At 58.9% G+C, this 21,933-nt stretch carries 21 protein-coding genes; 12 read left to right on the top strand and 9 right to left on the bottom strand.

What is annotated here, in order from left to right:
- Positions 1-163: 163 nt before the first annotated feature.
- The 5 genes from rph (at position 164) to HY308_10845 (ending at position 3,865) form a co-directional block, all read left to right on the top strand.
- The gene (gene rph, locus HY308_10865) at positions 164-886 is read left to right on the top strand and encodes a ribonuclease PH (GenBank protein MBI3898783.1); all 723 of its coding nucleotides are present in this window, start codon (positions 164-166) and stop codon (positions 884-886) included.
- On the top strand, positions 883-1,491 hold the full coding sequence (gene rdgB, locus HY308_10860; GenBank protein MBI3898782.1) for an RdgB/HAM1 family non-canonical purine NTP pyrophosphatase: 609 nt from the start codon (positions 883-885) through the stop codon (positions 1,489-1,491). The genes rph and rdgB overlap by 4 nt, the downstream gene beginning before the upstream one ends.
- A 194-nt stretch (positions 1,492-1,685) precedes the next feature.
- Positions 1,686-2,333, top strand: a complete 648-nt coding sequence (locus tag HY308_10855) for a DedA family protein (protein MBI3898781.1) — start codon at positions 1,686-1,688, stop codon at positions 2,331-2,333.
- A 13-nt stretch (positions 2,334-2,346) separates the two neighbouring features.
- Positions 2,347-3,195, top strand: a complete 849-nt coding sequence (locus HY308_10850) for a helix-turn-helix transcriptional regulator (protein ID MBI3898780.1) — start codon at positions 2,347-2,349, stop codon at positions 3,193-3,195.
- 97 nt (positions 3,196-3,292) lie between these two features.
- Complete coding sequence (locus HY308_10845) at positions 3,293-3,865, top strand: YbhB/YbcL family Raf kinase inhibitor-like protein (GenBank protein MBI3898779.1); 573 nt, start codon at positions 3,293-3,295, stop codon at positions 3,863-3,865.
- Between the two features lie 98 nt (positions 3,866-3,963).
- On the opposite strand, the gene HY308_10840 is transcribed toward HY308_10845, so the two are convergent.
- Positions 3,964-4,839, bottom strand: coding sequence for a methylated-DNA--[protein]-cysteine S-methyltransferase (locus tag HY308_10840; protein ID MBI3898778.1), 876 nt, complete (start codon positions 4,837-4,839; stop codon positions 3,964-3,966).
- Positions 4,840-5,098: 259 nt separating this feature from the next.
- Entirely contained in the window at positions 5,099-5,779 is a 681-nt protein-coding gene (locus HY308_10835) for a hypothetical protein (protein ID MBI3898777.1), read from the bottom strand.
- A 215-nt stretch (positions 5,780-5,994) separates the two neighbouring features.
- Here HY308_10835 and HY308_10830 point away from each other — a divergent pair, with 215 nt between their 5' ends.
- Positions 5,995-6,192: a hypothetical protein gene (locus tag HY308_10830; GenBank protein ID MBI3898776.1), complete on the top strand. Its 198-nt coding sequence runs from the start codon at positions 5,995-5,997 to the stop codon at positions 6,190-6,192.
- A gap of 50 nt (positions 6,193-6,242) precedes the next feature.
- Here HY308_10830 and HY308_10825 read toward each other — a convergent pair whose 3' ends face one another.
- Positions 6,243-7,229 (bottom strand): helix-turn-helix domain-containing protein, encoded by a 987-nt coding sequence (locus HY308_10825; GenBank protein MBI3898775.1) that lies wholly within the window; start codon positions 7,227-7,229, stop codon positions 6,243-6,245.
- A gap of 97 nt (positions 7,230-7,326) precedes the next feature.
- Between HY308_10825 and HY308_10820 the strand changes: the two genes are divergently transcribed.
- From HY308_10820 to HY308_10810, 3 genes are all read left to right on the top strand, one after another.
- On the top strand, positions 7,327-8,226 hold the full coding sequence (locus HY308_10820; protein MBI3898774.1) for an alpha/beta fold hydrolase: 900 nt from the start codon (positions 7,327-7,329) through the stop codon (positions 8,224-8,226).
- 53 nt (positions 8,227-8,279) lie between these two features.
- Entirely contained in the window at positions 8,280-9,452 is a 1,173-nt protein-coding gene (locus HY308_10815) for an oxygen-independent coproporphyrinogen III oxidase-like protein (GenBank protein ID MBI3898773.1), read from the top strand.
- A 276-nt stretch (positions 9,453-9,728) separates the two neighbouring features.
- The gene (locus HY308_10810; GenBank protein MBI3898772.1) at positions 9,729-10,286 is read left to right on the top strand and encodes a TlpA family protein disulfide reductase; all 558 of its coding nucleotides are present in this window, start codon (positions 9,729-9,731) and stop codon (positions 10,284-10,286) included.
- Between the two features lie 51 nt (positions 10,287-10,337).
- On the opposite strand, the gene HY308_10805 is transcribed toward HY308_10810, so the two are convergent.
- Entirely contained in the window at positions 10,338-12,542 is a 2,205-nt protein-coding gene (locus HY308_10805; GenBank protein ID MBI3898771.1) for a primosomal protein N', read from the bottom strand.
- Between the two features lie 427 nt (positions 12,543-12,969).
- Entirely contained in the window at positions 12,970-15,303 is a 2,334-nt protein-coding gene (locus HY308_10800) for an EAL domain-containing protein (protein ID MBI3898770.1), read from the bottom strand.
- A gap of 196 nt (positions 15,304-15,499) precedes the next feature.
- Here HY308_10800 and HY308_10795 point away from each other — a divergent pair, with 196 nt between their 5' ends.
- The 3 genes from HY308_10795 (at position 15,500) to HY308_10785 (ending at position 18,212) form a co-directional block, all read left to right on the top strand.
- Entirely contained in the window at positions 15,500-16,378 is an 879-nt protein-coding gene (locus HY308_10795; protein MBI3898769.1) for a fructosamine kinase family protein, read from the top strand.
- Between the two features lie 6 nt (positions 16,379-16,384).
- Positions 16,385-16,834, top strand: a complete 450-nt coding sequence (locus tag HY308_10790; protein ID MBI3898768.1) for an NUDIX domain-containing protein — start codon at positions 16,385-16,387, stop codon at positions 16,832-16,834.
- A 616-nt stretch (positions 16,835-17,450) separates the two neighbouring features.
- Positions 17,451-18,212, top strand: a complete 762-nt coding sequence (locus tag HY308_10785) for a DUF4145 domain-containing protein (GenBank protein MBI3898767.1) — start codon at positions 17,451-17,453, stop codon at positions 18,210-18,212.
- Here the strand turns inward: HY308_10785 and HY308_10780 are convergent.
- The 4 genes from HY308_10780 to HY308_10765 form a co-directional block, all read right to left on the bottom strand.
- On the bottom strand, positions 18,106-18,501 hold the full coding sequence (locus tag HY308_10780) for a type II toxin-antitoxin system MqsA family antitoxin (GenBank protein ID MBI3898766.1): 396 nt from the start codon (positions 18,499-18,501) through the stop codon (positions 18,106-18,108). The genes HY308_10785 and HY308_10780 overlap by 107 nt on opposite strands.
- A 24-nt stretch (positions 18,502-18,525) precedes the next feature.
- Complete coding sequence (locus HY308_10775; protein MBI3898765.1) at positions 18,526-18,840, bottom strand: type II toxin-antitoxin system MqsR family toxin; 315 nt, start codon at positions 18,838-18,840, stop codon at positions 18,526-18,528.
- A gap of 418 nt (positions 18,841-19,258) precedes the next feature.
- Entirely contained in the window at positions 19,259-20,515 is a 1,257-nt protein-coding gene (locus tag HY308_10770; protein MBI3898764.1) for a diguanylate cyclase, read from the bottom strand.
- Positions 20,493-21,761: a GGDEF domain-containing protein gene (locus HY308_10765; GenBank protein MBI3898763.1), complete on the bottom strand. Its 1,269-nt coding sequence runs from the start codon at positions 21,759-21,761 to the stop codon at positions 20,493-20,495. Before HY308_10765 ends, HY308_10770 begins: the two co-directional genes overlap by 23 nt.
- Between the last annotated feature and the right edge of the window lie 172 nt (positions 21,762-21,933).

Genomic DNA, 21,933 nt, shown 5'->3' with positions numbered 1-21,933 from the left:
TAACAATCCGATGGCGAAAAAGCGTGTATACGAAGGTATATTTGGTGTAACGACATCCTTTCGGTCGACCTAGCAAGGACAAGTGGGCGTCGCCCGAGCGGTCCCGGTGAGATAGCAGCATCTGCTAAAATGCCGCGGTCTTCCTTCCTATAGAGAGCCTGCCATGCGACCCAGCGGCCGCGCCGTTGATCAGTTACGTTCGATCCGAATCACCCGCCGTTACACGCGCCACGCCGAAGGATCGGTGCTCATCGAATTCGGCGAGACGCGGGTGCTTTGCACCGTCAGCGTCGAAGAACGCGTGCCGCCGTTTTTGAAAGGCAAGGGCCAAGGTTGGGTCACCGCCGAGTACGGCATGTTGCCGCGCGCGACCAAAGAACGCACGCAGCGTGAAGCCGCCAAAGGCAAGCAAAGCGGTCGCACGCTCGAGATTCAGCGATTGATCGGCCGCGCGCTGCGCTCGGCGCTGGATTTGAGCAAGCTCGGTGAACGTACGCTGACCATCGACTGCGACGTGCTGCAGGCCGACGGCGGCACGCGTACGGCGTCGATCACCGGCGGCTGTGTCGCGTTGGTCGATGCGCTGGCGCATTTGAAAAAACGCGGATTATTGCTGCAGGACCCGCTGCTGCATTTAGTCGGCGCGGTATCGGCCGGCATCTATGAGGGCACGGCGGTGCTCGATCTCGACTACATCGAAGACTCGGGCGCCGACACCGACATGAATTTTGTGATGAACGCCGGCGGCGGCTTCATCGAGATTCAAGGTACCGCCGAACGCGGCAGCTTCAGCCCGGCGCAAATGCAAGCGATGACCGATTTGGCACAGCGCGGCATTCAACAACTCATCGAGAAACAACAGCAAGCGCTGGCCGAAAAACTATGAGTCGCACGATCGTGCTGGCAAGCAGCAACGCCGGCAAAGTCCGCGAAATCAATCAGCTGCTGGCGGCACTCGACCTCACGGTCGTGCCGCAATCGCAATTCGCCGTGCCGGACGTCGACGAGACCGGTTTGACGTTCGTCGAGAACGCCATTCTGAAAGCACGCAACGCCGCCGCGCGCACCGGCCAGCCGGCGATCGCCGACGATTCCGGGCTTGAAGTCGACGCGCTCGACGGCGTACCGGGCGTAGGTTCGGCGCGTTATGCCGGTGTCGGCGCGAGCGATGATGCGAACTTGCGCAAGTTACTCGCCGCGCTCAACGACGTACCGGAACCGCAGCGCACGGCGCGTTTTCAATGCGTGATGGTTTATTTGCGCAACGCCGTTGACCCGACGCCGGTGATCGCGCAGGGTACGTGGGAAGGACACATTTTGCGCGAGCCGATCGGCGACAATGGCTTCGGCTACGATCCGATCTTCTTCGTGCCGGAACAAAAGTGCTCATCGGCGCAGTTGCCGCCGGAGATCAAGAATCAGTTGAGCCATCGCGGGCAGGCGTTGCGGAGTTTATTGGCGGCGTTACGTAGGGCTCCATTTCCCTTTTAATTGGAGAGACGCCAGCTGGAAGCAACTCCAAAATAACGTCGAATTGATATTACCCCCACCCTAACCCTCCCCCGCAACGACGGCGGGGGAGGGAATAAAAAAACGGCGCGCTATCCCCTCCCCCGCCGTCGTTGCGGGGGAGGGTTAGGGTGGGGGTATTTAAAACTGCTTCTAAAAAAATTGGGCGGGTCACCATGGAATTTCTCTCGACGTTCATCGATATCGTCTTGCACCTCGACGTGCATTTGACAGCGTTGTTAGCGCAATACGGCACGTGGGTATATCTGATCCTGTTCGTTATTCTTTTTTGCGAAACCGGATTGGTCGTCACGCCGTTCTTGCCGGGCGATTCGTTGCTGTTCGTCACCGGTGCACTGGCGGCAGGCGGCGGGCTCGATATTCGCGTCGTCGTGCCGTTGTTGATGGCAGCGGTACTGATCGGCGATAACGTGAATTATTTCATCGGCCGCACCATCGGACCGAAAGTATTCGGTTGGGAACAATCGCGTTTCTTCAACAAACGTGCGTTCGAAAAAACGCACTCCTATTACGAAACCCACGGCGGCAAAACCATCATCATCGCCCGCTTCTTGCCGCTGGTGCGTACGTTCGCGCCGTTCGTGGCCGGGATCGCGCACATGAGCTATGTGCGTTATTTGTCGTTCTGCGTCGTCGGCGCGGCGTTGTGGGTTGGCTCGCTAAGCTTGGCCGGTTATTGGTTCGGCAATCTTCCCTTCTTTAAGAACAATCTCACGTTCGTGATCTTGGCGATCATCGCCATTTCGCTGTTGCCGGTGGCGATCGGTTATCTGCGCCACCGCGCGGCTGAACGCGCTTCTTGATGTCTACCGCTGCATGAACGCACCTTACTTCGAAAATCCGCTGCAGCAGTTGCCGGAAAGCAATGGACCGATCACGCGGTCCGGTGTCGGCGCATTACTAGTGACGAAAATCCATCAGCAACAAGTTATTCGACGAATCACTTTTTTTGAGCCGAGCGTGTGCCTGCTACTGGACGGCCGCAAAACATTTCACTGTGACGGCTTGGACACACATTTTCAAAACGGACATCTGATGGCGGTCGCTGCCGGATTCTCGACCGATGTGGTGGCGCAGCCATGCGCCGAGCAACGAATTTGTCGGACGCTACAACTCACCATTTCGCAAAACACGATCACAGAGTTTGTCAAAACCCATGCGCTGTCCGCCTTGGCATCGACGGCAATCAGTCGCTTCAAGATGATTGCGATCGATCCGGCGTTAGCCGATAACTTGCGCTTTACCTTGCGCGGCATCCACGACGAAACGCACGTGTCGGCGGCGGAAGCGCAGCATCGGCTATTCGGGTTGCTGCTGGCGCTGGCGGAACGCGGTGTCGTCTTTCGCGAGCCAAGTGCGCAGACGGTCGCCGAGCAAGTGCGGTTGTACGTCGCGACCAGCCCTTCGACGCCGTGGACCGCGGCCATAATCGCCGACAAGCTCGACATGAGCGAAGCGACCCTGCGCCGCCGATTACAGGCCGAGCAATGCCGGTTTCAGGACATCGTCGTCGATATCCGACTACATCATGGTCTGGCGCTGCTGATGACGACGCAGCAACCGATTACGCAAATCAGCCTCGCCTGCGGCTACGATTCAGCATCGCGTTTCTCGGAGCGCTTTCGTGCGCGCTTCGGCACATTGCCGTCACAAATTAGAGAGTGAGCGGCTTTGTAGGGTTGCGTGAGCGGATTGGGCGAATCGATTAAGCACCGATTGGCTAGGATCTCGCTCCCGTTCACCTTGAGATTCATGTACCTCTATGAAGACCCAGCGTTTCGCCAAATTCCTAATTGCGGCAACGGCAACGTTATTGCTCGCGCAATCGGTAGCAGCCGCGGATAAACATCAATTTACGGTATCGAGTCCAACGATCACCGCTAACGGCGCGATTCCGGAAAAGCATTATGGGAATAATTTCGGTTGCAGTAGTAGCAACATCTCACCGGCGCTCAGCTGGCGTGGTGCACCGGCCGGCACCAAGAGTTTCGCCATCACTTTCTACGATCACGATGCGCCGACCGGCAGCGGTCTTTGGCATTGGGTCGCGTACAACGTTCCGGCCGACGTGACGAGTCTCGACGAAGCCGCCGCCAGCAGCGGCAAGCTGCCGGCCGGCATCGTCGAAGGCAACACCGATCTCGGTAAGCCCGGCTGGTTCGGCCCGTGCCCACCGGTAGGCCGCAAGCATCACTACACCTACACGGTATACGCGTTGAAGACCGACAAGCTGGACGTACCGGCCGACGCGAGCCCGGCGTTGATCGGCTTTAATCTTTGGCAACAAACGATCGCTAAGGCCACGCTGACCGCGACCGCGGGTCCGCGGCATTAATACCAGCGGCACGAACCAAAATGTTTTATCCCCTCTCCCCCGCGCTTGTCGGGGAAGAGGGTTAGGGAGCGGGGGCGTTTGAAAAAACTATCGATACTTCATACAACCCCTCGCCCCGTGTACGGGGAGAGGGAACTTCCGCCCTTTACTGAATGCGCCGACTCCCACGCCAGCAGCGCCTGCTTACGCGACGCTCCCCAACGATACTCGCCGATAACACCCGTCTTACGAATCACGCGATGACACGGAATTAAAAACGCGATGTCGTTATTGGCGACGGCACTGGCGACCGCGCGCGTGGCATTCGGCATATCGAGATAGCGCGCCACGTCTTCATAGGACAAGACATAACCCGCCGGAATCCGTAGCAACGCTTCCCACACTTTGATTTGAAAGTTGGTCCCGCGCACGAACAACGGCAACGGCGCGGTCCGATGCCGCTTGCTGCTGAAGAGCTGCTTCGCGGTCGGCGCCGTCCGCGCTGGCGACGACTTCAAGCTCGCCGCCGGCCACGTTTGCTTGAGATGGGCGAGCGCTTGCGCGGCGCTGGTCGGCGCCAAAAATTCCAGGGCGCAAATTCCACGTTCGTTGACGGCGATGAAGCAATCGCCGAACGGACTCGAGTGCACACCGTAGTGAAGCGTCAAGCCGGCGCCGCCACTTTTAATGTCGCCCGGCGCCGCCGCGTGAATCGCCAGCGTGAGGTCATGCAGCCGTCCGGCGCTCGATAATCCGGCCTCGAACGAGACGTCGAGCACACTGCGCGACGCGCGCAACAACTCACGCGCGTGCTCGGCGGTTAGATATTGCAAAAATCGTTTCGGGCTGATGCCGGCCCAACGGCTGAATAAACGCTGAAAGTGGTAATCGCTGAGACCGATATGCGCGGCAACTTGCTCGAGGCGCGGCTGCTCGCGCGCGTGTTGCGTGAGGTAGTGAATCGCTCGTTCGATGCGGGTGTAATCGTCAGCCATGACCGCGATCTTAGTAACCGACTAGCGCCTAAACAACCCGATTCTTGCGGTTTTAGTGCACCGCGCCAGATAGCGCTTAATGTACACACCGTTTGGATGCGTGAAGTGTTTGACGCGGGGGAGTTTCGGATAACTCGCAACATTCGACGAAACAATATGCGCGCTGGCGCGCGCTATTTGAATGACGACGGCGCTTCGTCAGAGATTTTTTGATGCCCCTTGACGAGAGGGGGATCATAAGTGTTATGTGACTACTGAATCACTCGCGTTTCTTGGCAACTCGATCGGACCGCGAAGTCGCATGTTCAACAATGCCCTCCACTTCATTCGCTTTGCAGTAATGGGCGTCCCAATTGCGCCATTTCGACTGCGTCAGCATAACCGTACGAAACGTCTTCTCATTTATGTAGGTGGCCAGCGTCGCTACATGCGTCTCAGATACCACAAGGGAAAATGATTCCGACATGCTAGGTTGGTTTGAGCCGTGCAACCAGGCTAGGAGTGTCACTACATAGGTGCCATTCTTAGTCATCTGGAACTCAATTGGGCGCTCAGCGGAAGAACCGAACTGAACCTGCTTAGTGACATTCTCACCACCAAAGACCGTGATAGGAACTGCCATTGAGTCACGTTTAAATTCCCCGCTGTCTGCGAAGGCAAGGTAAAAATTAGGCTCAAGAAGGTAACCCTCAGGGCTCCCACCGTACTGGATCAAGAGGGCAACCCTATCAACAGTGAGATGTTGAGAGCCAGCATTCGCAAAATTCACTGCCAAAACGAACGTGGCAGAACCTTGGTGCACATGGCCAATGTTGATGTGCTCACCGGCGGTGAGATGGAGTTTGCCTGGGCGGAACTTTGACAGATATAGACTGAAAATGGAGCCGAACAGTGCCACTATCGAAATAGTAATGGGCACAAGATCCTTCATCTCAATCATGGTATGGCCCCCAAGTTCTATCCATTTCAATAATTACTGGCTTACCGGAATTCCGAACATCTACCAATATATCGTTGAAATTGGGGGGACGAACAAATGTAAACGCGGGAACACCTTCGGTTCGGAACACTTCTTCTACGGGATACACCATGGCCATGGCCTTTTCGTCCGCTGAAAAGTCAGAAGTGGCAATATAATAAGTGCTTTTTCTTCACATGCATACGAGCCTCGCCAACGGTACTTGCTACTACTATGTCGTGACCGCCCAGAATAGCAGCGGCGAATCCGCCGATTCGCCCAAGGTCAGCGCCGTTCCCTCGCTCACGATATTGGTTCCCGCTTTTGAGCAGTTGCTAAATCCAGAAGTTGGGTCGGTGGCACCGGTGCGTTTCCCACGGGCGAACTTGCGGTAAGGATAGCGGTTGTTAAACCGCTCTCCCGCAAGCGGGAGAGGGGCCAATATTTACGTACGGCCGAAACGTTGGCGATATTCGCGCGGCGATAGATTGGTATGGCGCTTGAATAAACGGCGGAAAGCGCTGTCATCCTGATAGCCGACGCGTTCGACGATCTGGTCGAGTCGAAGCTTAGTGTTGGCGAGCAACGCCTTGCCGGCTTCCAGCCGCAACTGTTGTAGGTACGCCTGCGGGCTGGCGCCGGTCGCTTCTTTGAAGCGGCGCATGAGCGTGCGTAGGCTGACGGCAACATGCGCGGCGATGTCCTGCATACGGATGTCGCGCTTTAAGTTGGCGCGCATCCAGCGGTCGGCCTTGGTAATAAGCGGATCGTAGGTGCGGGCGTGATGTTGAATCAGCTCGGGCGAACGCGCGCCGCGACGATTGTCCATGACAATGAAGCGAGCGCAGGCGCGTGCCAGCTCGCGCGTGGCAAGCTGTTCGATGAGATACAACGCTAGGTCGATGTACGACAGCGGGCCGGCAGAACAAACGATGCGATCGGTGTGCGTGAGCACAGCGCCGCGATCGAGGCGCACTTGCGGGTAACGCTGTTCGAACAACTCGGCGTACCAGGTTGTGGTGGTCGCCGGCTGGCCGTCCAACAATCCCGTATCCGCTAACAAAAAATTCGCCGAACAGCTGGCGCCGAGCCAACTGCCACCGGTGTGTTGGATGCGCAGCCATTCGGTCAGCGGCTGCAACCGCGCGAGCGCGGCCAGCAACGCTTTCGGCTCGACGATGCAAATGCCAGGTAACATGATGAGCTGTGCCGGCGGTGCCTCGGCCAGCGCGTAATCCGGTTGAATGCGGTAGCCGTTACCGGCAGACGCCGGCTGACCGTCGCCTGTCACGATTTGCGTGGCGAACGGCGGTGGCGCTTGCGGGGCGATACGGGCGGCAACCATGTTGGCGGCGTGAAACAAATCGCTGGCGCCGAGCACAGCCGACGCCAAGCAGTGATCGTAGGCGAGTAGTGAGATGCGTTGTGTCATGCTGGCGTATTCGGCGCGCTTTCCGGCGGATGCGCCACTTTTCCTGAGTTGGCCTGTTAGAAAAATAATGTATTCCGGCAATCGAGAAGCAAGACTAATGCAACAAGCCACGGAAGTGTCGTCGATCCGCCGACAAAAATCATCGGCACAGAAACCCAAGCGACCGCTACCGATGGTGCTGTTGCGCCTGCTATTCAGATCGTTCGGGCTAATGGCGCCGGCGAGCACGGCGCGACTCGCGAACTATCTTTGGTTTCGACCGCAGCGTCACAATCCGCCGGCGCGCGAAGAAGTATTACTGCTGGAAGCCCGCTGCTATCCGTTGCGGCACGCCGGCAAACAAATTTCGGTGTACGCCTGGGGTACAGGACCGACCGTGCTCCTGGTACACGGCTGGAGCGGACGCGGCGCGCAGCTCGGTGAATTCGTGCAGCCATTGGTCGATAACGGTTATCGCGTCGTCGCGTTCGACGCGCCGGCGCATGGGCGTAGCACCGGCGAGGAAACAACGTTGCCGGAGATCAGCGATCTCATCCAGCGCATCGCGCAAGAATTCGCGCCAGCGCATGCCGTGATCGCCCATTCGTTCGGTGTCGCCTGCGCACTTTACGCGTTGCGCACCCATGCGTTTGCCCAGCGGTTCGTCGCTATCGGCGCACCGGCGACACTCGACGACCTGCTACGTGTATTCGCCGCCGAATTGGCCCTGCCCACGTCCGTCGTTACTAACGTCCGGCAATTGATTGCGCAACGCTTCGGTGCTGACGCGTGGGACCGCTTCTCGCCGCAAGTCATGGCGCGGCAAATGACGATGCCGGCACTGATCGTGCACGACACCGACGACCGCGACATACCCTGGCAAGGCGGTGCCGCCCTCGCCAACGCCTGGCCGCAGGCGCAATTCCTGCGTACCGATGGTCTGAGCCATCGCCGGTTGCTGCGGGACGCCGATGTGATCGCGCGCATCGTCCATTTCATTGGACCGGCGGCGCCGTAAGACAATGGCCGGTTTGCCGATACAATGGGCGCTCCGTACCGACCACTCGCACGATGCCATCCTTCCCTACACCGCCGCCGCTGTCGCTCTACATCCACTTGCCGTGGTGCGTACGCAAGTGCCCTTATTGCGACTTCAATTCGCATGCGTTGCGCGGTGAGCTGGAAGAAAACCGCTACGTCGACGCGCTGCTGCGCGACTTAACGCTCGATGCGCCACTCGCCGGCGGGCGCACGATCGAGACGATCTTCTTCGGCGGCGGTACACCGAGCCTATTCAGCCCAGCAGCAATTACGCGGCTGCTTGCCGGCGTGCGCGAGCACGTCCCGCTCGCGGCCGACGCCGAGATCACACTCGAAGCGAATCCGGGCACGGTCGAACTCGCACGCTTTCAAGGTTTCCGCGCCGCCGGCATCAATCGACTGTCGATCGGCGTGCAAAGTTTCGACGACCAAAAGCTGCACGCGCTCGGCCGCATTCATGGGCGCGGTGAAGCACTGCGCGCGGCCGAAGCGGCGCGCGCGGCCGGCTTCGACAACTTCAATTTGGATTTGATGTACGGCCTGCCGGATCAAGATGTCGACCAAGCGCTGGCCGATGTCCGCACTGCCATCGCCGCGTCGCCGACGCACTTATCGCTGTACCAACTCACACTCGAACCGAACACGCTGTTTCATGCGCAGCCGCCGACGTTGCCGGATGAGCTGACGATCGACGCGATGCAGGAAGCGTTACTCGCGCAAGTGGCCGCTGCCGGCTACCAGCGTTATGAAGTGTCGGCCTACGCACGTGCCGGTGCGCAGTGTCGGCACAATCGCAATTACTGGGAATTCGGCGACTACCTCGGTATCGGTGCCGGCGCGCACGCGAAACTGACCAACGCCGATCACATCACCCGCTTGTCGAAGACGCGCCATCCCGAGTCCTATCTTGCTAAGGCCGGCACACCGGCGGCGCGCGCGACCCTGCATACGATCGCGCGCGCCGATGTCATTTTTGAATTCATGTTGAATGCACTGCGACTGTGTGACGGCTTTACGAGCGCGCTCTTCAGCGAACGCACCGGTCTCGCCCTCGCGGATATCGAACCCGCCCTACGGCTGGCGCGGGAACGCGGATTGTTGGAAGAAAGCGGCACACGCCTGCGTCCCACACAACGCGGACAACAATTTTTGAATGACCTGCAATTGCTGTTCTTGCCCGCGCCGTCAACGGAAACTCACTGAGCCGATAGAGGGAAAACGAGGATTTCTGCTTTATGCAACGTCTGTTACGTTAACGCAACAGGCCGTAACGACGGCAAGGAAGAAGGAGCAGGTCATGAAAAAGGGTATTTGGTTAGCAACAAGTGCGGTGGTTGGGTGCATGACGATGTCAGCGGCAACAGCGGCACAGAACGGGACTCCGTATTAACGATGATGTCAGTTTCTTGAGTCTTGCCTACTTCACACACTTCTAATAATGCTAAGAATGCAGCGGCGAGCGTTGCCAGCACGGAACGCATGAATCCACGCTGGCGCGCCTCGCCGTTGGTGGTGTTCGTCATTGCGGTGGCGCTGGCCGCCGTCGCGGCGTTGCTGCTGTTACCGACCGACCGAGTCACACTGACGCCCGATCTGCACCTTACGCTGCTCGACGGCCGCCGTATTACGCTCGGCGAGTTGCGCGGCCGACCGGTGCTGGTCACCTTCTGGGCGACCAGCTGCGCGCCGTGTGTCGAAGAATTGCCCGACCTGATAAAGCTTTATGGAGAGCTGCATCCGCGCGGGTTCGAACTCATTGCCGTCGCCATGCCATACGACCCGCCGATCCATGTGCAATCGTTCGTGCATACACGGCAAGTACCCTACACCGTGGCACTCGATGTCGAAGGGACGGTCATGCGCACGTTCGACGGTGTCCGTGTCATTCCGGCGGCGTTTCTCATCGACCCCGATGGTCGCATCGTTGACCGCCAAACGGGCAAGCTCGATGTCGAACGGACGCGCCGCATTAGTGCGCCTTATTTATCAGAGGTGACTTCTGGATTGCAGGTACCGACAAACACACCCGTTCTCTGAGCGCGTAATGCCGGTGCCTGGTATTCAAATTCTGGACCTAAATAACCCGCTTTAATATGTATCGATGGGATCGACATCCAACGACCAACGCACGCGTTTCGCTTCCTTCAGGGCGCTGATGCGCTCCAGCCAATCGCTTAGGAGCGCATGCAACGGCGCGCGCGTGCGCGATTGCACCAACAGCTGCGCGCGATAACGCCCGGCACGACGTTCCATCGGCGACGGCATCGGATCCATCAATTGCACCTCCGCCGCCGGCATACATGCGCGCGCCAGCGCATGCGCATGGCGCAAGAACGCGAGCGCGGCACCGATGGCGGGTGATTCGGCACGCAACAGCGCCAGATGACTAAACGGCGGGAATCCGGTTTCACCGCGTTCCGTAAGCGCATAGTCGGCGAATTGTTGGTAATTCTGCTGGCGTAAGGCAGTGAACACCGGATGGTCCGGATGATATGTCTGAATCAAAACGCGGCCGGCTTTGGCGGCGCGGCCGGCGCGGCCGCTCACCTGGATGATCTGCTGTACCAAACGCTCGCCGGCGCGGAAATCGCTGCCGTACAGACCTTGATCGGCATTCAGAACGCCGACGAGCGTCACGTTGGGAAAATCATGGCCCTTGGACAACATTTGCGTTCCGACCAGGATGTCGGCGTGACCGTCGTGCACGCTTTCGAGGGTAGCCTCAAGCGCTCCCTTCGCCCGAACGCTGTCACGGTCGATGCGCACGATTCGCGCGGTGGCGAACATTTGCTTGAGCGCGGTCTCGATACGCTCGGTGCCCTCGCCCAAGGCGTTTAGCTCGGTGCCGCGGCAACCGGGGCAGGTCGCCGGCAGCGCGCTGTCGGCACCGCAGTGATGGCAACGCAGGCGTGAACTCGCCCGGTGATAGGTCAAACGTGCGTCACAACGCTGGCAGGGCGCGACCCAGCCGCAGCCGTAACACATCCACACCGGTGCAAAGCCGCGTCGATTGAGAAACAACAACACCTGCTCGCCCCGACTCACGGTTTCGCTGATGGCAGTCCGCAGCGGATGCGACAATCCGTCGTCAATGGCAAGCCGACGCAAATCGAGCAGCTCGATCGTCGGCATCGCCGCGCCGCCGGCGCGGTCGGGTAAATCGAGCTCGGTGTAGGCGCCGGCACGCACGCGCTGCAATGTTTCGAGCGACGGTGTCGCCGAACCGAGCACGATCGGCACACCGGCGCGGTTGGCGCGCAGCATGGCGACATCACGCGCGGAATAACGGAAACCGTCTTGTTGTTTGTACGAGGCGTCGTGCTCTTCGTCGACCACGATCACACCCAGCTTGGGCAACGGCGTAAATACCGCCGAGCGCGTGCCGAGCACGATCGGCACTTTGCCGTGGTGCGCCATCAGCCAGGCGCAAGCGCGTTCGGCGTCGGTCATTTCCGAGTGCAGCACCGCCACCGGCTCGCGAAAACGCGCCCGAAAACGTGCTGCCAGCTGCGGCGTCAGACTGATCTCGGGCACCAACACCAATGCCTGCTGGCCGCGGCGCAGCACCTCGTCGATCACCCGCAAATACACCTCGGTCTTGCCGCTGCCGGTAACTCCGTGCAGCAAAAACGGGCGAAAGCCGTTAGCCGAGACAACCGCATCGACCGCCGCGGTTTGCGCGGCGGTCATCGATGGCGGCGGCGTCTGCAGGTGCTCACCGGCTTCAAGACATTCGCGCTGATACCCGCTTGCCCAACCTTTTGCCGCCAACCCATCGATAGCGGCACGCCAACGTGGCGAAAGCTCGGCAAGCGTATCGTCGTCCAGTCCGGCCGCGGCCTCTTTAAGTGCGCGCCAGACGCGCTGCTGTATGAGCGCACGCTTAAAGACGGCGTCATCGACCGCCGCACCTTCCGCCGTAAGGGTCCAGACACTGGCGCCGCCCGTGTTCGCCGGCTCGCCGCGGCGCAAGCGCGCGGGCAAAGCGGTAGCGATCACTTCGCCGATCGGATGGTGGTAGTAATCGGCGGCCCAGCAGAGCAATTGCAACATCGATGGCGGCAATAGCGGCTGGTCGTCGAGGACTTCAACGATCGGCTTCAGCTGCCGCAGCGGCATGGCACTCGCCGCGACCGCCAACACAACGCCGACGACCGTACGCCGCGGACCAAATGGAACACGCACACGTGCGCCAGGCGCCGGCATGGGCAAATCAGCGGGAACGAGATAGTCGAACGATTTGCGCAGCGGTGCCGGAATGGCGATTTGGATTGTGCGTGCGGCCGCTGACATGGGGCGCGACTCTAGCACGGGCCTTTATGAAATCTTTGTGAAACAGATGATCCACGCTCAACGCTGCCGAAGGAATGGCCGCTAACTTCTTGTAACAAAACGAACCCTGGTTATTAACAGAATCTGTGGATAACCCTGTTGATGACTATACCCGGAAAGACTGGAGGCGCTCATGACAGCCAAATTACGTTGGGTTGACTAAAAAATAAGCGACTCATAAATACCATACATTTCAGACACTTATAAAGGATGCGACGTTCCGATCCTGGATTTTTCGGGGTTCCGGCAACATCGACTAACGATTCGCAGCACATGTGCATAAATCACCGCGCCAGACAAGCGGTGGTACGTCAGGGGACCAGCAGCAGGGACGAGAAATACGGTTAGTACCGCGGAGAAACAGAGGGAATTTTAGCCGGTAAAAAGCTTAACGAATCGCAGTGGTCGGAAATTTTGCGCCGCTGGTAAATCCCCAATGCGACTTGCCGAGCCATTCACCGTACTCGTCGGCGGACAGCGGCCGGCTGAGATAGAGTCCCTGTACCGCATCGCAGCCCGCCTCGCGCAGGCGGTGCAACGCGTCGGGGTCATCGACCCCCTCGGCCACCACCTTGAGGCCAAGGTTATGCGCCAGCGCAATGCTGGTATTCACGATAGCCGCATCGTTTTGATCGCGCGCCATACCCATCACGAACGATTTATCGACCTTCACCATCTTGATCGGCAGGCGCTTCAAATAGGCGAGCGACGAATGGCCGGTGCCAAAATCGTCGAGCACGACCGGTAGACCCAACGCCGCCAACCGCGACAACATTTCTAGAACGCCACCGACGTCTGCCATCATCGCATTTTCCGTGAGTTCCAACTCCAGCCAATCGGGCGTTGCTTTGTGGGTCGCGAGTTGCTCAGCCAACTCGTCGATGAAGGCTGGATCTTGCAAATCGCGAATGGAGATATTCACCGCGATCGGCAAATTAAAGCCACGGGCACGTAGAGCGACGCTGGTCCGTAGCGCCTCGCCGATGGCCCAGGTCGTCAAACTGCGGATTAAGCCGGTTTGTTCCAGCAGCGGGATAAACGTTTCCGGCATGATCATGCGGCCGCTCGGGTGCTGCCAGCGCACCAGGGCCTCGGCACCGACGGCACAATTCGAGCCGAGGGCGATTTTTGGTTGGTAGTACAAGACGAATTGCTCTTGCTCGATCGCTTGCCGCAGCTCGCCCAGCAACGTCAATCGCGCGGGGTGATGTCGATCCATTTCCGCGTCGTAAACCGCTTGACCACAGCTGGCAGCCTTCGCTGCATACATAGCGACATCGGCCCGCTGAATCAGTGTATTCACGTCGACGCCGTGGTCCGGATACAGCGCCACGCCAATGCTAGCGCGCACATACAGTTCGTTGGCCTCGACTACAAACGGCGTGCGTAACGATTGCAGCAACATGCGCGCTGCCATATCAGCTTGCTTAGTCGTGACGGCCGGCAACAGCACCGCAAACTCATCGCCGCCCATGCGCGCCAGCAAATCAGTATCGCGCAGCTTGCCGCGCAATCGCGCCGCCACCTGCTGAATCAGCAAATCGCCGATATGGTGCCCAAGCGTATCGTTGATCTCTTTAAATCGATCGAGATCCATAATGAGCACCGCAAACGGCTTGTGTTCGTACTGCGCCCGCGCCACCGCCTCCGTCAACTGCCCGTGGAAGTAACGGCGGTTAGGCAACTGCGTCGAGGCATCGGTGGAGGACATCTTTTCGATGTCCTCGTATAAATGTTCGAGCTTTGCCGTCATATGGTTGAAGCTGCTCGCCAGCTCGACAACTTCACTGTTGCCGTCACTGTATACGCGTCTACCCAAGCGGCTCTCGTCGGCGCGCTGTTGCCGCAGCTGTTGCAACAAATTGGACAGCGGCGCAATCGCTAAACGTTCCAGCAAGACCAATGCTGCCAACATGCCCAGCAGCGCAACCGCGGCCGAGGCAAAAAAGATGGCATAGCGCGAGCGCTCGAATTTGGCATAAAACACGCTCTCGTCTTTGGCCGCTTGCAGCAGTAGGGGTATTTCCCGCGGAACGGCAACATTGAGTACGTAACCGGCTACCAGCGTATCCGCCGAGGACATCGCGCCAGCCCATTCCGTCGATTCGGCCAACACCGTTCCTGAGGTTAAAGACACGCGCAACGGCGTGCCCAACACATGCTCGGCATTTTCCAATCCTCGTATAAAATCGAATACCACCTGCAAATACCGTTCGCCGATAGGAACAAATACGCTGTAGTAGAGTCGACGTTGCAGCAGGCAGTCGCTCGACAACGGACGTAGCGGCAACGCCTGATCGCCGCGGGTCGACGGCGGCGGCAAGGACTTACACTGCGTCGTCCAGGCGCCTACCGGGACTTCCAGACCTTCCGCGACATGAGTGCTCAGCGGCTGCAGCTCGGCGTCGTAGAGGGTGAGTGCCACAACGCCGTCGCTGGCGTTGGTATCGATTAGCTTGGTGAGTATCTGTTCTAACGGCTCTGCGTGGCGGGCGGCACTCGTCGCTTCCACCAAACGCGCTAACATAGCCGCCTGGCGTTCGAAACTGGCCCGGACTTCGTCCACCCGTTGACGGGTTTGTTCGACCAGCGCCGCGCGCTCGGCTTCAATCGCCTGATCGCGATAGATTCGACCGCTGATAACCGCTAGGCCGAGGCCGAGCGTACCCATCGCCACGACACTGACGATGAGTCCGGCCCGTATGGAGAGGCGGTGCAACATCTATTGCCCTTGCTACAAAGCGGTTTTTACGGTGATTTAGCGGATATTGTGCAATTCCAGTGCCAATCAATCGTATGATGATCAAGGGTTTTTAGGGAGTGTGTTGGCGGCTGTCGACGTGTGTCGCATGGCTCAGACCCCGGTTTCGATTCCTCGAATTTCTCTTTTTAGGTCAATGACTAAAGCACCTATATCGATGTGGTCGGGGGTAATGGCCGTAATTGCCACCGCCACCGGCCAACCCTGCGAAAACGCCACTGCACGCGCCCTCAGCGGCGGCTGCATTAGTACCGCCTCGATCCTGCAGTGCGGGGAGCGACGGTATTTCGTCAAACGCAACACGCCGGAACGGGCACCCATGTTTGCGGCCGAGGCCGACGGCTTGGTGGCGCTGGCCGCTGCCGGCGCCGTACGGGTACCGACACCGCTGTGCCATGGCGTCGCCGACGGCTACGCGTTCCTGGCGCTCGAATATCTAGCGCTCGGCAGCGCCAGCGGCGCTGCCCAAGAACAACTCGGGCGACAGCTGGCGACGTTACATCGGGTGACCCAGCCGCAATTCGGTTGGCACCGCGACAACACTATCGGCTCGACGCCACAGCTCAATGCACCGACCGACCATTGGCCAGAATTTCTACGCGAGCGTCGCCTGCGCTTTCAACTGCAGTTGGCGGCACGGCAAGCAGCTGGGCGCCCAGCCATCGCTTTAGGGGAACAATTGCTGGTACAGCTCGATGGGTTTTTTGCCGGCTATCGCCCGCGGCCGTCGTTGCTGCACGGCGATCTCTGGTCTGGTAACGCCGCGCAAACGATCGATGGCGATCCGGCGATTTTCGATCCGGCGGTTTACTTCGGCGACCGCGAGACGGACGTAGCCATGACCGAGCTATTCGGTGGATTTTCGACGCGCTTCTACGGTGCCTATCGCGAAGCGTGGCCGTTAGATCCGGGTTACGGCGTGCGGCGCGATTTATACAACCTCTACCACGTGCTCAATCACGCCAATTTGTTTGGCGGCGGTTATTGGTCGCAGGCGGAGCGAATGATGGAGCGTCTACTGGCAGAGATTCGCTAGCTATTTATGAAACCCAAACTTTCCGCCGGCGTCGTCGTCGTGCACTGCCAGCAACAGCACTTTCGCTTTTTATTGCTGCGCGCTTACCGCTACTGGGATTTTCCGAAAGGCGCGGTCGAACTCGGCGAATCGCCGCAAGCGGCTGCCTGCCGCGAAACGCTCGAAGAGGCGGGACTCGCAACGTTGGAGTTCCATTGGGGCGACGGGTACATCGACACGCCACCCTATGCGGGCGGCAAAGTGGCGCGCTACTACCTAGCGTACTCACCCTCCGCCGACGTCGTGCTCGGTATCAGCCCCGAGCTCGGCCGACCGGAACATCAGGAGTATCGCTGGGTTAATTACGACACAGCACGCGAGCTCGTCGGCCCCCGCGTACGCGCCGTGCTCGATTGGGCGCACCGACTGATCGGCGATCGTTGTTCGGCAGAGCCATTTCAAATACCCCCTCCCTAACAGGGTTGACGTACTTTTGATGCGCGGTATGCCGATTTGCGGCATACCGCACTGATAGCCCAAGCAGATTTTAATTGTTTGGACGCAATGGATAGATCCCGAAGTTTCGCGGAAAAATCAATGATCAAATTTGAAAACGAGACCCTGCGCACGAAAAGGACGGCAACCCCCATATCAAAGTTCAGCGTCGGATCGATAGCACGAATTGGCGTGAGTGTGACTTGTTACCGATAGCGCTCGAATCCGTTGCAGAGATTGTGAACTCCTGCCGGCAAGTCCGATTTCCTCGAATTCCATCGAAATAGACGAATTCGACGCTAGCGTGCATGCGGTGACAATCGCAGTACGCCGACACGACATTCTACGGGCGGGGTTTCAAGCGTCCTTAATGATTCCTTACGGTGGTTTGGGAATAATGCCGTTACTTCACTATGGAGAGATAGGCGAATGACGAGGAAGGGGAACCCCCCGTTGATCAGTAAGACGGCATTTGATTGCCCCTATTGTGGAGCCTACACCGAACAGCGGTGGTTCACGACTTACGCCAAGGAAAACGAGGAGGAATCAAAAACGCCATTTCTTCTCGATGAAGCAAAGGTGAAGGAGCTTTGCCCGGATGACGCAGCAAGCGCCAAGATACCGGCCCACATTAAGAGCGAAGTTTCAGGCGGTGATTGCTGGGGAAATTCGCCTTGATCGTCCGGATCTTCAATACGGCGCGAGTCGCATCAATAACTTGTCGCTCAGCCGATGCTACGTCTGCGCCAAATTCGCCGTATGGGTACATGACAAGTTAATTTTCCCACCGGAACGTCAGGCACTCCCAGCGAATGACGATTTGCCGGAAGACGTGCGGCGCGACTATGACGAAGCCAGCCGCATACTCAACGTGTCACCTCGAGGTGCCGCGGCGTTGCTTCGGCTCGCCATTCAAAAAATCTGCAAGCTGCTTGGCGAGACGGGGGACAACATTAATGACGATATTGCCAGCTTAGTCGCTAAAGGGCTGAGTCCGCTGGTGCAGAAGTCGTTGGATATCGTTCGGGTGGTCGGCAACGAGGCGGTACATCCGGGCGTGATCGACCTAAACGACGATCGTGAAACGGCGACCAAGCTATTTGATTTGGTAAACCTGATCGCCGATCAAATGATCACGACGCCCAAGAAGGTAGGCGTCCTCTACGAGAGCCTACCGGTGGCAAAAAAGGAAGCGATCACCCAGAGGGACGCTAAGACGCTAAGAAGCCATAGCGATTGGAAAACGCCCGCCGTCACGCCGCCATCACTTCCTTCAACTGATTCGGATGCCGGTCGAGCAGGCGCAACGCGACATCCGTCGATTTCGGCTGCATCATTTCTCCACGCTCGAAGCGACTGAACGCATTGATGCCGCCGCCCAAGATGTCGCCAATTTCCGCCTGGCTCAACTTCAGCTTGTGGCGAATGCGCCGAATCTCGGCGCACGACAGCAACCCTTGAGCGGCCGCGATCGCATCGTGGCGCGCGATCGCCGTCGCCGCCATGTCCTCGGGTGACAACACGCCCTCACCGCAGTCCGTGCACCAATCGCCCGGTTGATCGACATGAATCGTTTTGCCGCGATAGGTGAACGGCGTTTCCCGTACCTCGCGTCTGAATTTACCGCCCCCACAATTTGGACAGTTCATGGCTTTCACTCCTATCTCTCATCTCTATCTGTCTTTAAACGACATCACCCAGTAACCGACTTCATCCTCCGGTTCTTTCTTGTACTGGATCTTCACGTAGGCGACCTGGTCGCCGAGCTGCGCGTGGTAAACGTCTTGCCACACGCGATGATCCTTATGCGTCGTCATCGACTTCACGAAGTCGCCGCCATCGAGCGCGAGCATAGCGTCCCAAATGTCACCCTCGAGCAGCCCAAGCGCAAAGGCGCCTTGCAGCGCTGACTGGGTTGCGCTCGCCTGGCCGGCGCGCACGGCTTCCTGAAACTTCCCGAGAGGGTACGTTGGTTTTCGTTTTTCCACCCAGGGGGTCCGGCTCCGTTTTAGAAGCTAACCACGGTGGTTAGTCTCCCTTGGCCGAAATTCTAACCACCGTGGTTAGGTTTACCAGTACCGTCGATCGGCTCTTATTCCCCCGATTTATTTGTCACCAACCCCTATTTCGACAAAAGCCCATAATCGCCGTTTTTTTAGCAGGTTTAGAGGGTTTGGCGTGGGGCCATGGCCGGGCCGTGGCGATGTTCAACAGTTGTCAAAACTTCTTGTAAACGTCAAAAACCAGGCATGCCCGTCGCCGAATATTGTTTGGGCGCAATGGTATAGATGCAACTCCCTAACCCTCGCCGGCAACGGCGGCGGAGTGAACTGAACTAAGCCCGGCGAGGGAGGGTTAGGGAGGGGGTAAATACCAACGGCCGTCGGCGTAAAACGCTTTCGGTTATTACTGCTCCGGCAACGCCAACACCGACGCCCCGGCACGTGTGCGCTTGGCGTGCGCCAGCGCGCTCTGTACGCGGTTGAGCAGCGCCGGCACCTTTTCGCCGTGCTGGTAAATCGTCAACACGCTCGAGAAACTCGGCACCGGCAATGTCATACCGCGGAAGCTCAACACCGATTCGGTTGCCGCCCGCCGCGCCTTGTCGAGCGCGCGTTGGGCACCGTCTTGCTGCGTATTTGGAAATAAAATAATGAACTCGTCGTCGCCGAAGCGCGCGACTAAGTCATACGTGCGAAAGCGCACCAGCACATCGCGCGCATAACAGCGCAACACGGCATCGCCGGCGGCGCGACCGTGCTTTTCGTTCAGCGCGCGGAAGCCGTCGATGTCGAGCAGCGCCAACGCCAACGAAAATCCGTAGCGGGTTACGCGTCCGACCTCGGCTTCGAGGGCGCGCACAAACACCTCGCGTTTCGGTAAGCCGGTAACATCGTCGGCGATTCCGTGCTTGCGGGCATCGGTTAGCTCGATGCGTAAACGTTCGCGCTCGGTTTCGATCGACCGCAAATATTCGCCGGCGGCGCCCAAGCGCCGTTTAAGCTCGGCACGCTCGTGAATCAACTCGTCGAGACCTTTTAAGAAAAGTTGCTTGAGGTCGGCAAACGCTTGGAGCTCGCCGGCCGGCGCCGACGCGCCTAGCAGGTCCTTGAATTTTTCGTCGGCCGCGAACGTTTGTGTTACCTGCTGCGCCAAATCTTCGCTTAATTTATCCAGCTCGGGTGCGACCGGCTTGTCGTCGCTCACGGCAATTACCCGTGTGCGTACCGGTTCCGCTGCCGGTGTCGGTCGCGGTGCGGGCTTCGACGGCTCTTCGATCTTCGGAATCTCGATCACCGGTGCAACCGCCGGCTTCGGTTTCGGCGCGGTCGGCGTAAGGAACGGAATCAAGCGTTGTTGAATCAAGCGCGCCTTAATGCGCGTGGCCGGATGGCTTTCGCCATCGATCGCGTACCGTTCCAGCAGCGAGTGCAAAAACGTGAGGAACACTTGGCCGATACCTTCGCTGTTGCCCTCGTGCCGCTTGAGCCCGCGCGCGATCAACTTGCAAAGTGCCTCGCCGTCGGCGGTGCGGCGCAATCCTTCGAGATGGCCTTGTAGGCTGGCGACGAAAGCCTGTTGCGGTGTCGGTTCTGTCATTGGCGTTACCACGGTGCTGACCTCAGGTTTACAAAAAAGCTTAGTCGATCGATTGGACGTCATTCGGCCGCTCGTCGACGCTGTTGTCCTTCGGCACCGCCGCGAGTTCGACCTCGAAGCGATTACGGCCGAGACGCTTGGCGCGGTATAGCGCACGGTCGGCACGATCGATGATCGAGCTATACACATCGCCGGTCGCGTATAAGGTCAAACCGGCCGAGAAACTCGGTACTCGAATATTCTTGCCGTCGAGCGTGCAACTCATCGACGACGCGCGCGCCCGCACCTTGTCGAGCGCGGCGGCGGCGCCTTCAAGCGAGGTATTGGGCAACAGCACCGCAAATTCCTCGCCACCGTAACGCGCCACTAAATCGTGATGACGCAACGTCGACAACACATTCGCCGCGTACGCCCGCAGTACTTCGTCGCCGCCGGCATGGCCGTAGGCATCGTTGATCGACTTGAACTCGTCGAGATCGAGTAGCGCCATCGCCAACGGCGTGCCGTAACGTTCAGCGCGGCCGATTTCGTCCTGCAACCGGCGGGTGAATGCACGCCGGTTCGGCAAGCCGGTGAATTCGTCGGTCAAGCTCAGCAGTCGCACTTTATTCAGTTCATCGCGCAAGCGGTCGCTGTCCGACTTGATGAGCTTTAGGTAATCGCTGGTTTTGTGCAGCTTGATGCCGAGCGCGCGCTGTCCCTGTTTCAGTTCCTCGATCGCGCCGATCAAAATTTGCCGCATCGACTCGATCTCGTCGGCGCCTTCCGCCTGCTGCAGTGCGCTCAGCTCGATCTGCAGCAACGCACCGAATTCGCGATTCTGCGTGATCGCGTCCTGCACGTTTTGCGCAAACGCATCTTGCAGCTTGGCAATCTCCTCGCTCTTGCGATCGAGGTGGAGCCGATAGGCCGCGTTCACCCGGCGCTCGGCCGGCGCCGGCGATGGCGCTTCCGGCGGCGCGACGGCGACCGGGGCGAGCGGTATGACGGGCGTACTGTTCGCCGGCGGTGGATTATCGATGTGGCTCGGCGGCGTTGGCATTGGCATTGGCAGCGGTTCGCTCGCCGCCGGCGCCGTCTCAACCGTCGACGCAATCGGCGCCGGTACCGCCGGCGATGTTAACGCCAGCGCTTCCTGCAATTGCGTGAGTTTGGTGTTGATCTGATTGACGTGATCAAGCGTAGGACTGCGCGTATACGCGTCGAGCAAGAGACGCAACAGCATGCCATACACGCGCTCGACGTCGCGGTGCGCTGCTTCTTGATCGTCAAGGAGTCGAGCGATGCGCTCGTAGATGACCGCGCCCACCGCTGTCTCTTTGAGACCGCCGAGCACGGATAATAAAGAAGATTCCGATGGTAACCGGTCGGTGTTCGATGCGCCCGCAGACAAAACCCGCCCCCCAAGGAACTGGCACAGCCCGATGGCTATGTGCCGATGGTCGCTGTCGCTGCGTAAATCTTCCTTGTGTGGGACCTTC

This window comes from Gammaproteobacteria bacterium (assembly GCA_016199745.1).
Classification (GTDB): Bacteria; Pseudomonadota; Gammaproteobacteria; order Acidiferrobacterales; family Sulfurifustaceae; genus JACQFZ01.
This window is presented reverse-complemented; position numbering and strand designations above follow the sequence as displayed.

Coding starts and splice junctions, on each gene's coding strand:
- rph (MBI3898783.1), top strand. CDS start 164: ATGCGACCCAGCGGCCGCGCCGTTGATCAGTTACGTTCGATCCGAATC.
- rdgB (MBI3898782.1), top strand. CDS start 883: ATGAGTCGCACGATCGTGCTGGCAAGCAGCAACGCCGGCAAAGTCCGC.
- HY308_10855 (MBI3898781.1), top strand. CDS start 1,686: ATGGAATTTCTCTCGACGTTCATCGATATCGTCTTGCACCTCGACGTG.
- HY308_10850 (MBI3898780.1), top strand. CDS start 2,347: ATGAACGCACCTTACTTCGAAAATCCGCTGCAGCAGTTGCCGGAAAGC.
- HY308_10845 (MBI3898779.1), top strand. CDS start 3,293: ATGAAGACCCAGCGTTTCGCCAAATTCCTAATTGCGGCAACGGCAACG.
- HY308_10840 (MBI3898778.1), bottom strand. CDS start 4,839: ATGGCTGACGATTACACCCGCATCGAACGAGCGATTCACTACCTCACG.
- HY308_10835 (MBI3898777.1), bottom strand. CDS start 5,779: ATGATTGAGATGAAGGATCTTGTGCCCATTACTATTTCGATAGTGGCA.
- HY308_10830 (MBI3898776.1), top strand. CDS start 5,995: ATGCATACGAGCCTCGCCAACGGTACTTGCTACTACTATGTCGTGACC.
- HY308_10825 (MBI3898775.1), bottom strand. CDS start 7,229: ATGACACAACGCATCTCACTACTCGCCTACGATCACTGCTTGGCGTCG.
- HY308_10820 (MBI3898774.1), top strand. CDS start 7,327: ATGCAACAAGCCACGGAAGTGTCGTCGATCCGCCGACAAAAATCATCG.
- HY308_10815 (MBI3898773.1), top strand. CDS start 8,280: ATGCCATCCTTCCCTACACCGCCGCCGCTGTCGCTCTACATCCACTTG.
- HY308_10810 (MBI3898772.1), top strand. CDS start 9,729: ATGAATCCACGCTGGCGCGCCTCGCCGTTGGTGGTGTTCGTCATTGCG.
- HY308_10805 (MBI3898771.1), bottom strand. CDS start 12,542: ATGTCAGCGGCCGCACGCACAATCCAAATCGCCATTCCGGCACCGCTG.
- HY308_10800 (MBI3898770.1), bottom strand. CDS start 15,303: ATGTTGCACCGCCTCTCCATACGGGCCGGACTCATCGTCAGTGTCGTG.
- HY308_10795 (MBI3898769.1), top strand. CDS start 15,500: ATGTGGTCGGGGGTAATGGCCGTAATTGCCACCGCCACCGGCCAACCC.
- HY308_10790 (MBI3898768.1), top strand. CDS start 16,385: ATGAAACCCAAACTTTCCGCCGGCGTCGTCGTCGTGCACTGCCAGCAA.
- HY308_10785 (MBI3898767.1), top strand. CDS start 17,451: ATGACGCAGCAAGCGCCAAGATACCGGCCCACATTAAGAGCGAAGTTT.
- HY308_10780 (MBI3898766.1), bottom strand. CDS start 18,501: ATGAACTGTCCAAATTGTGGGGGCGGTAAATTCAGACGCGAGGTACGG.
- HY308_10770 (MBI3898764.1), bottom strand. CDS start 20,515: ATGACGTCCAATCGATCGACTAAGCTTTTTTGTAAACCTGAGGTCAGC.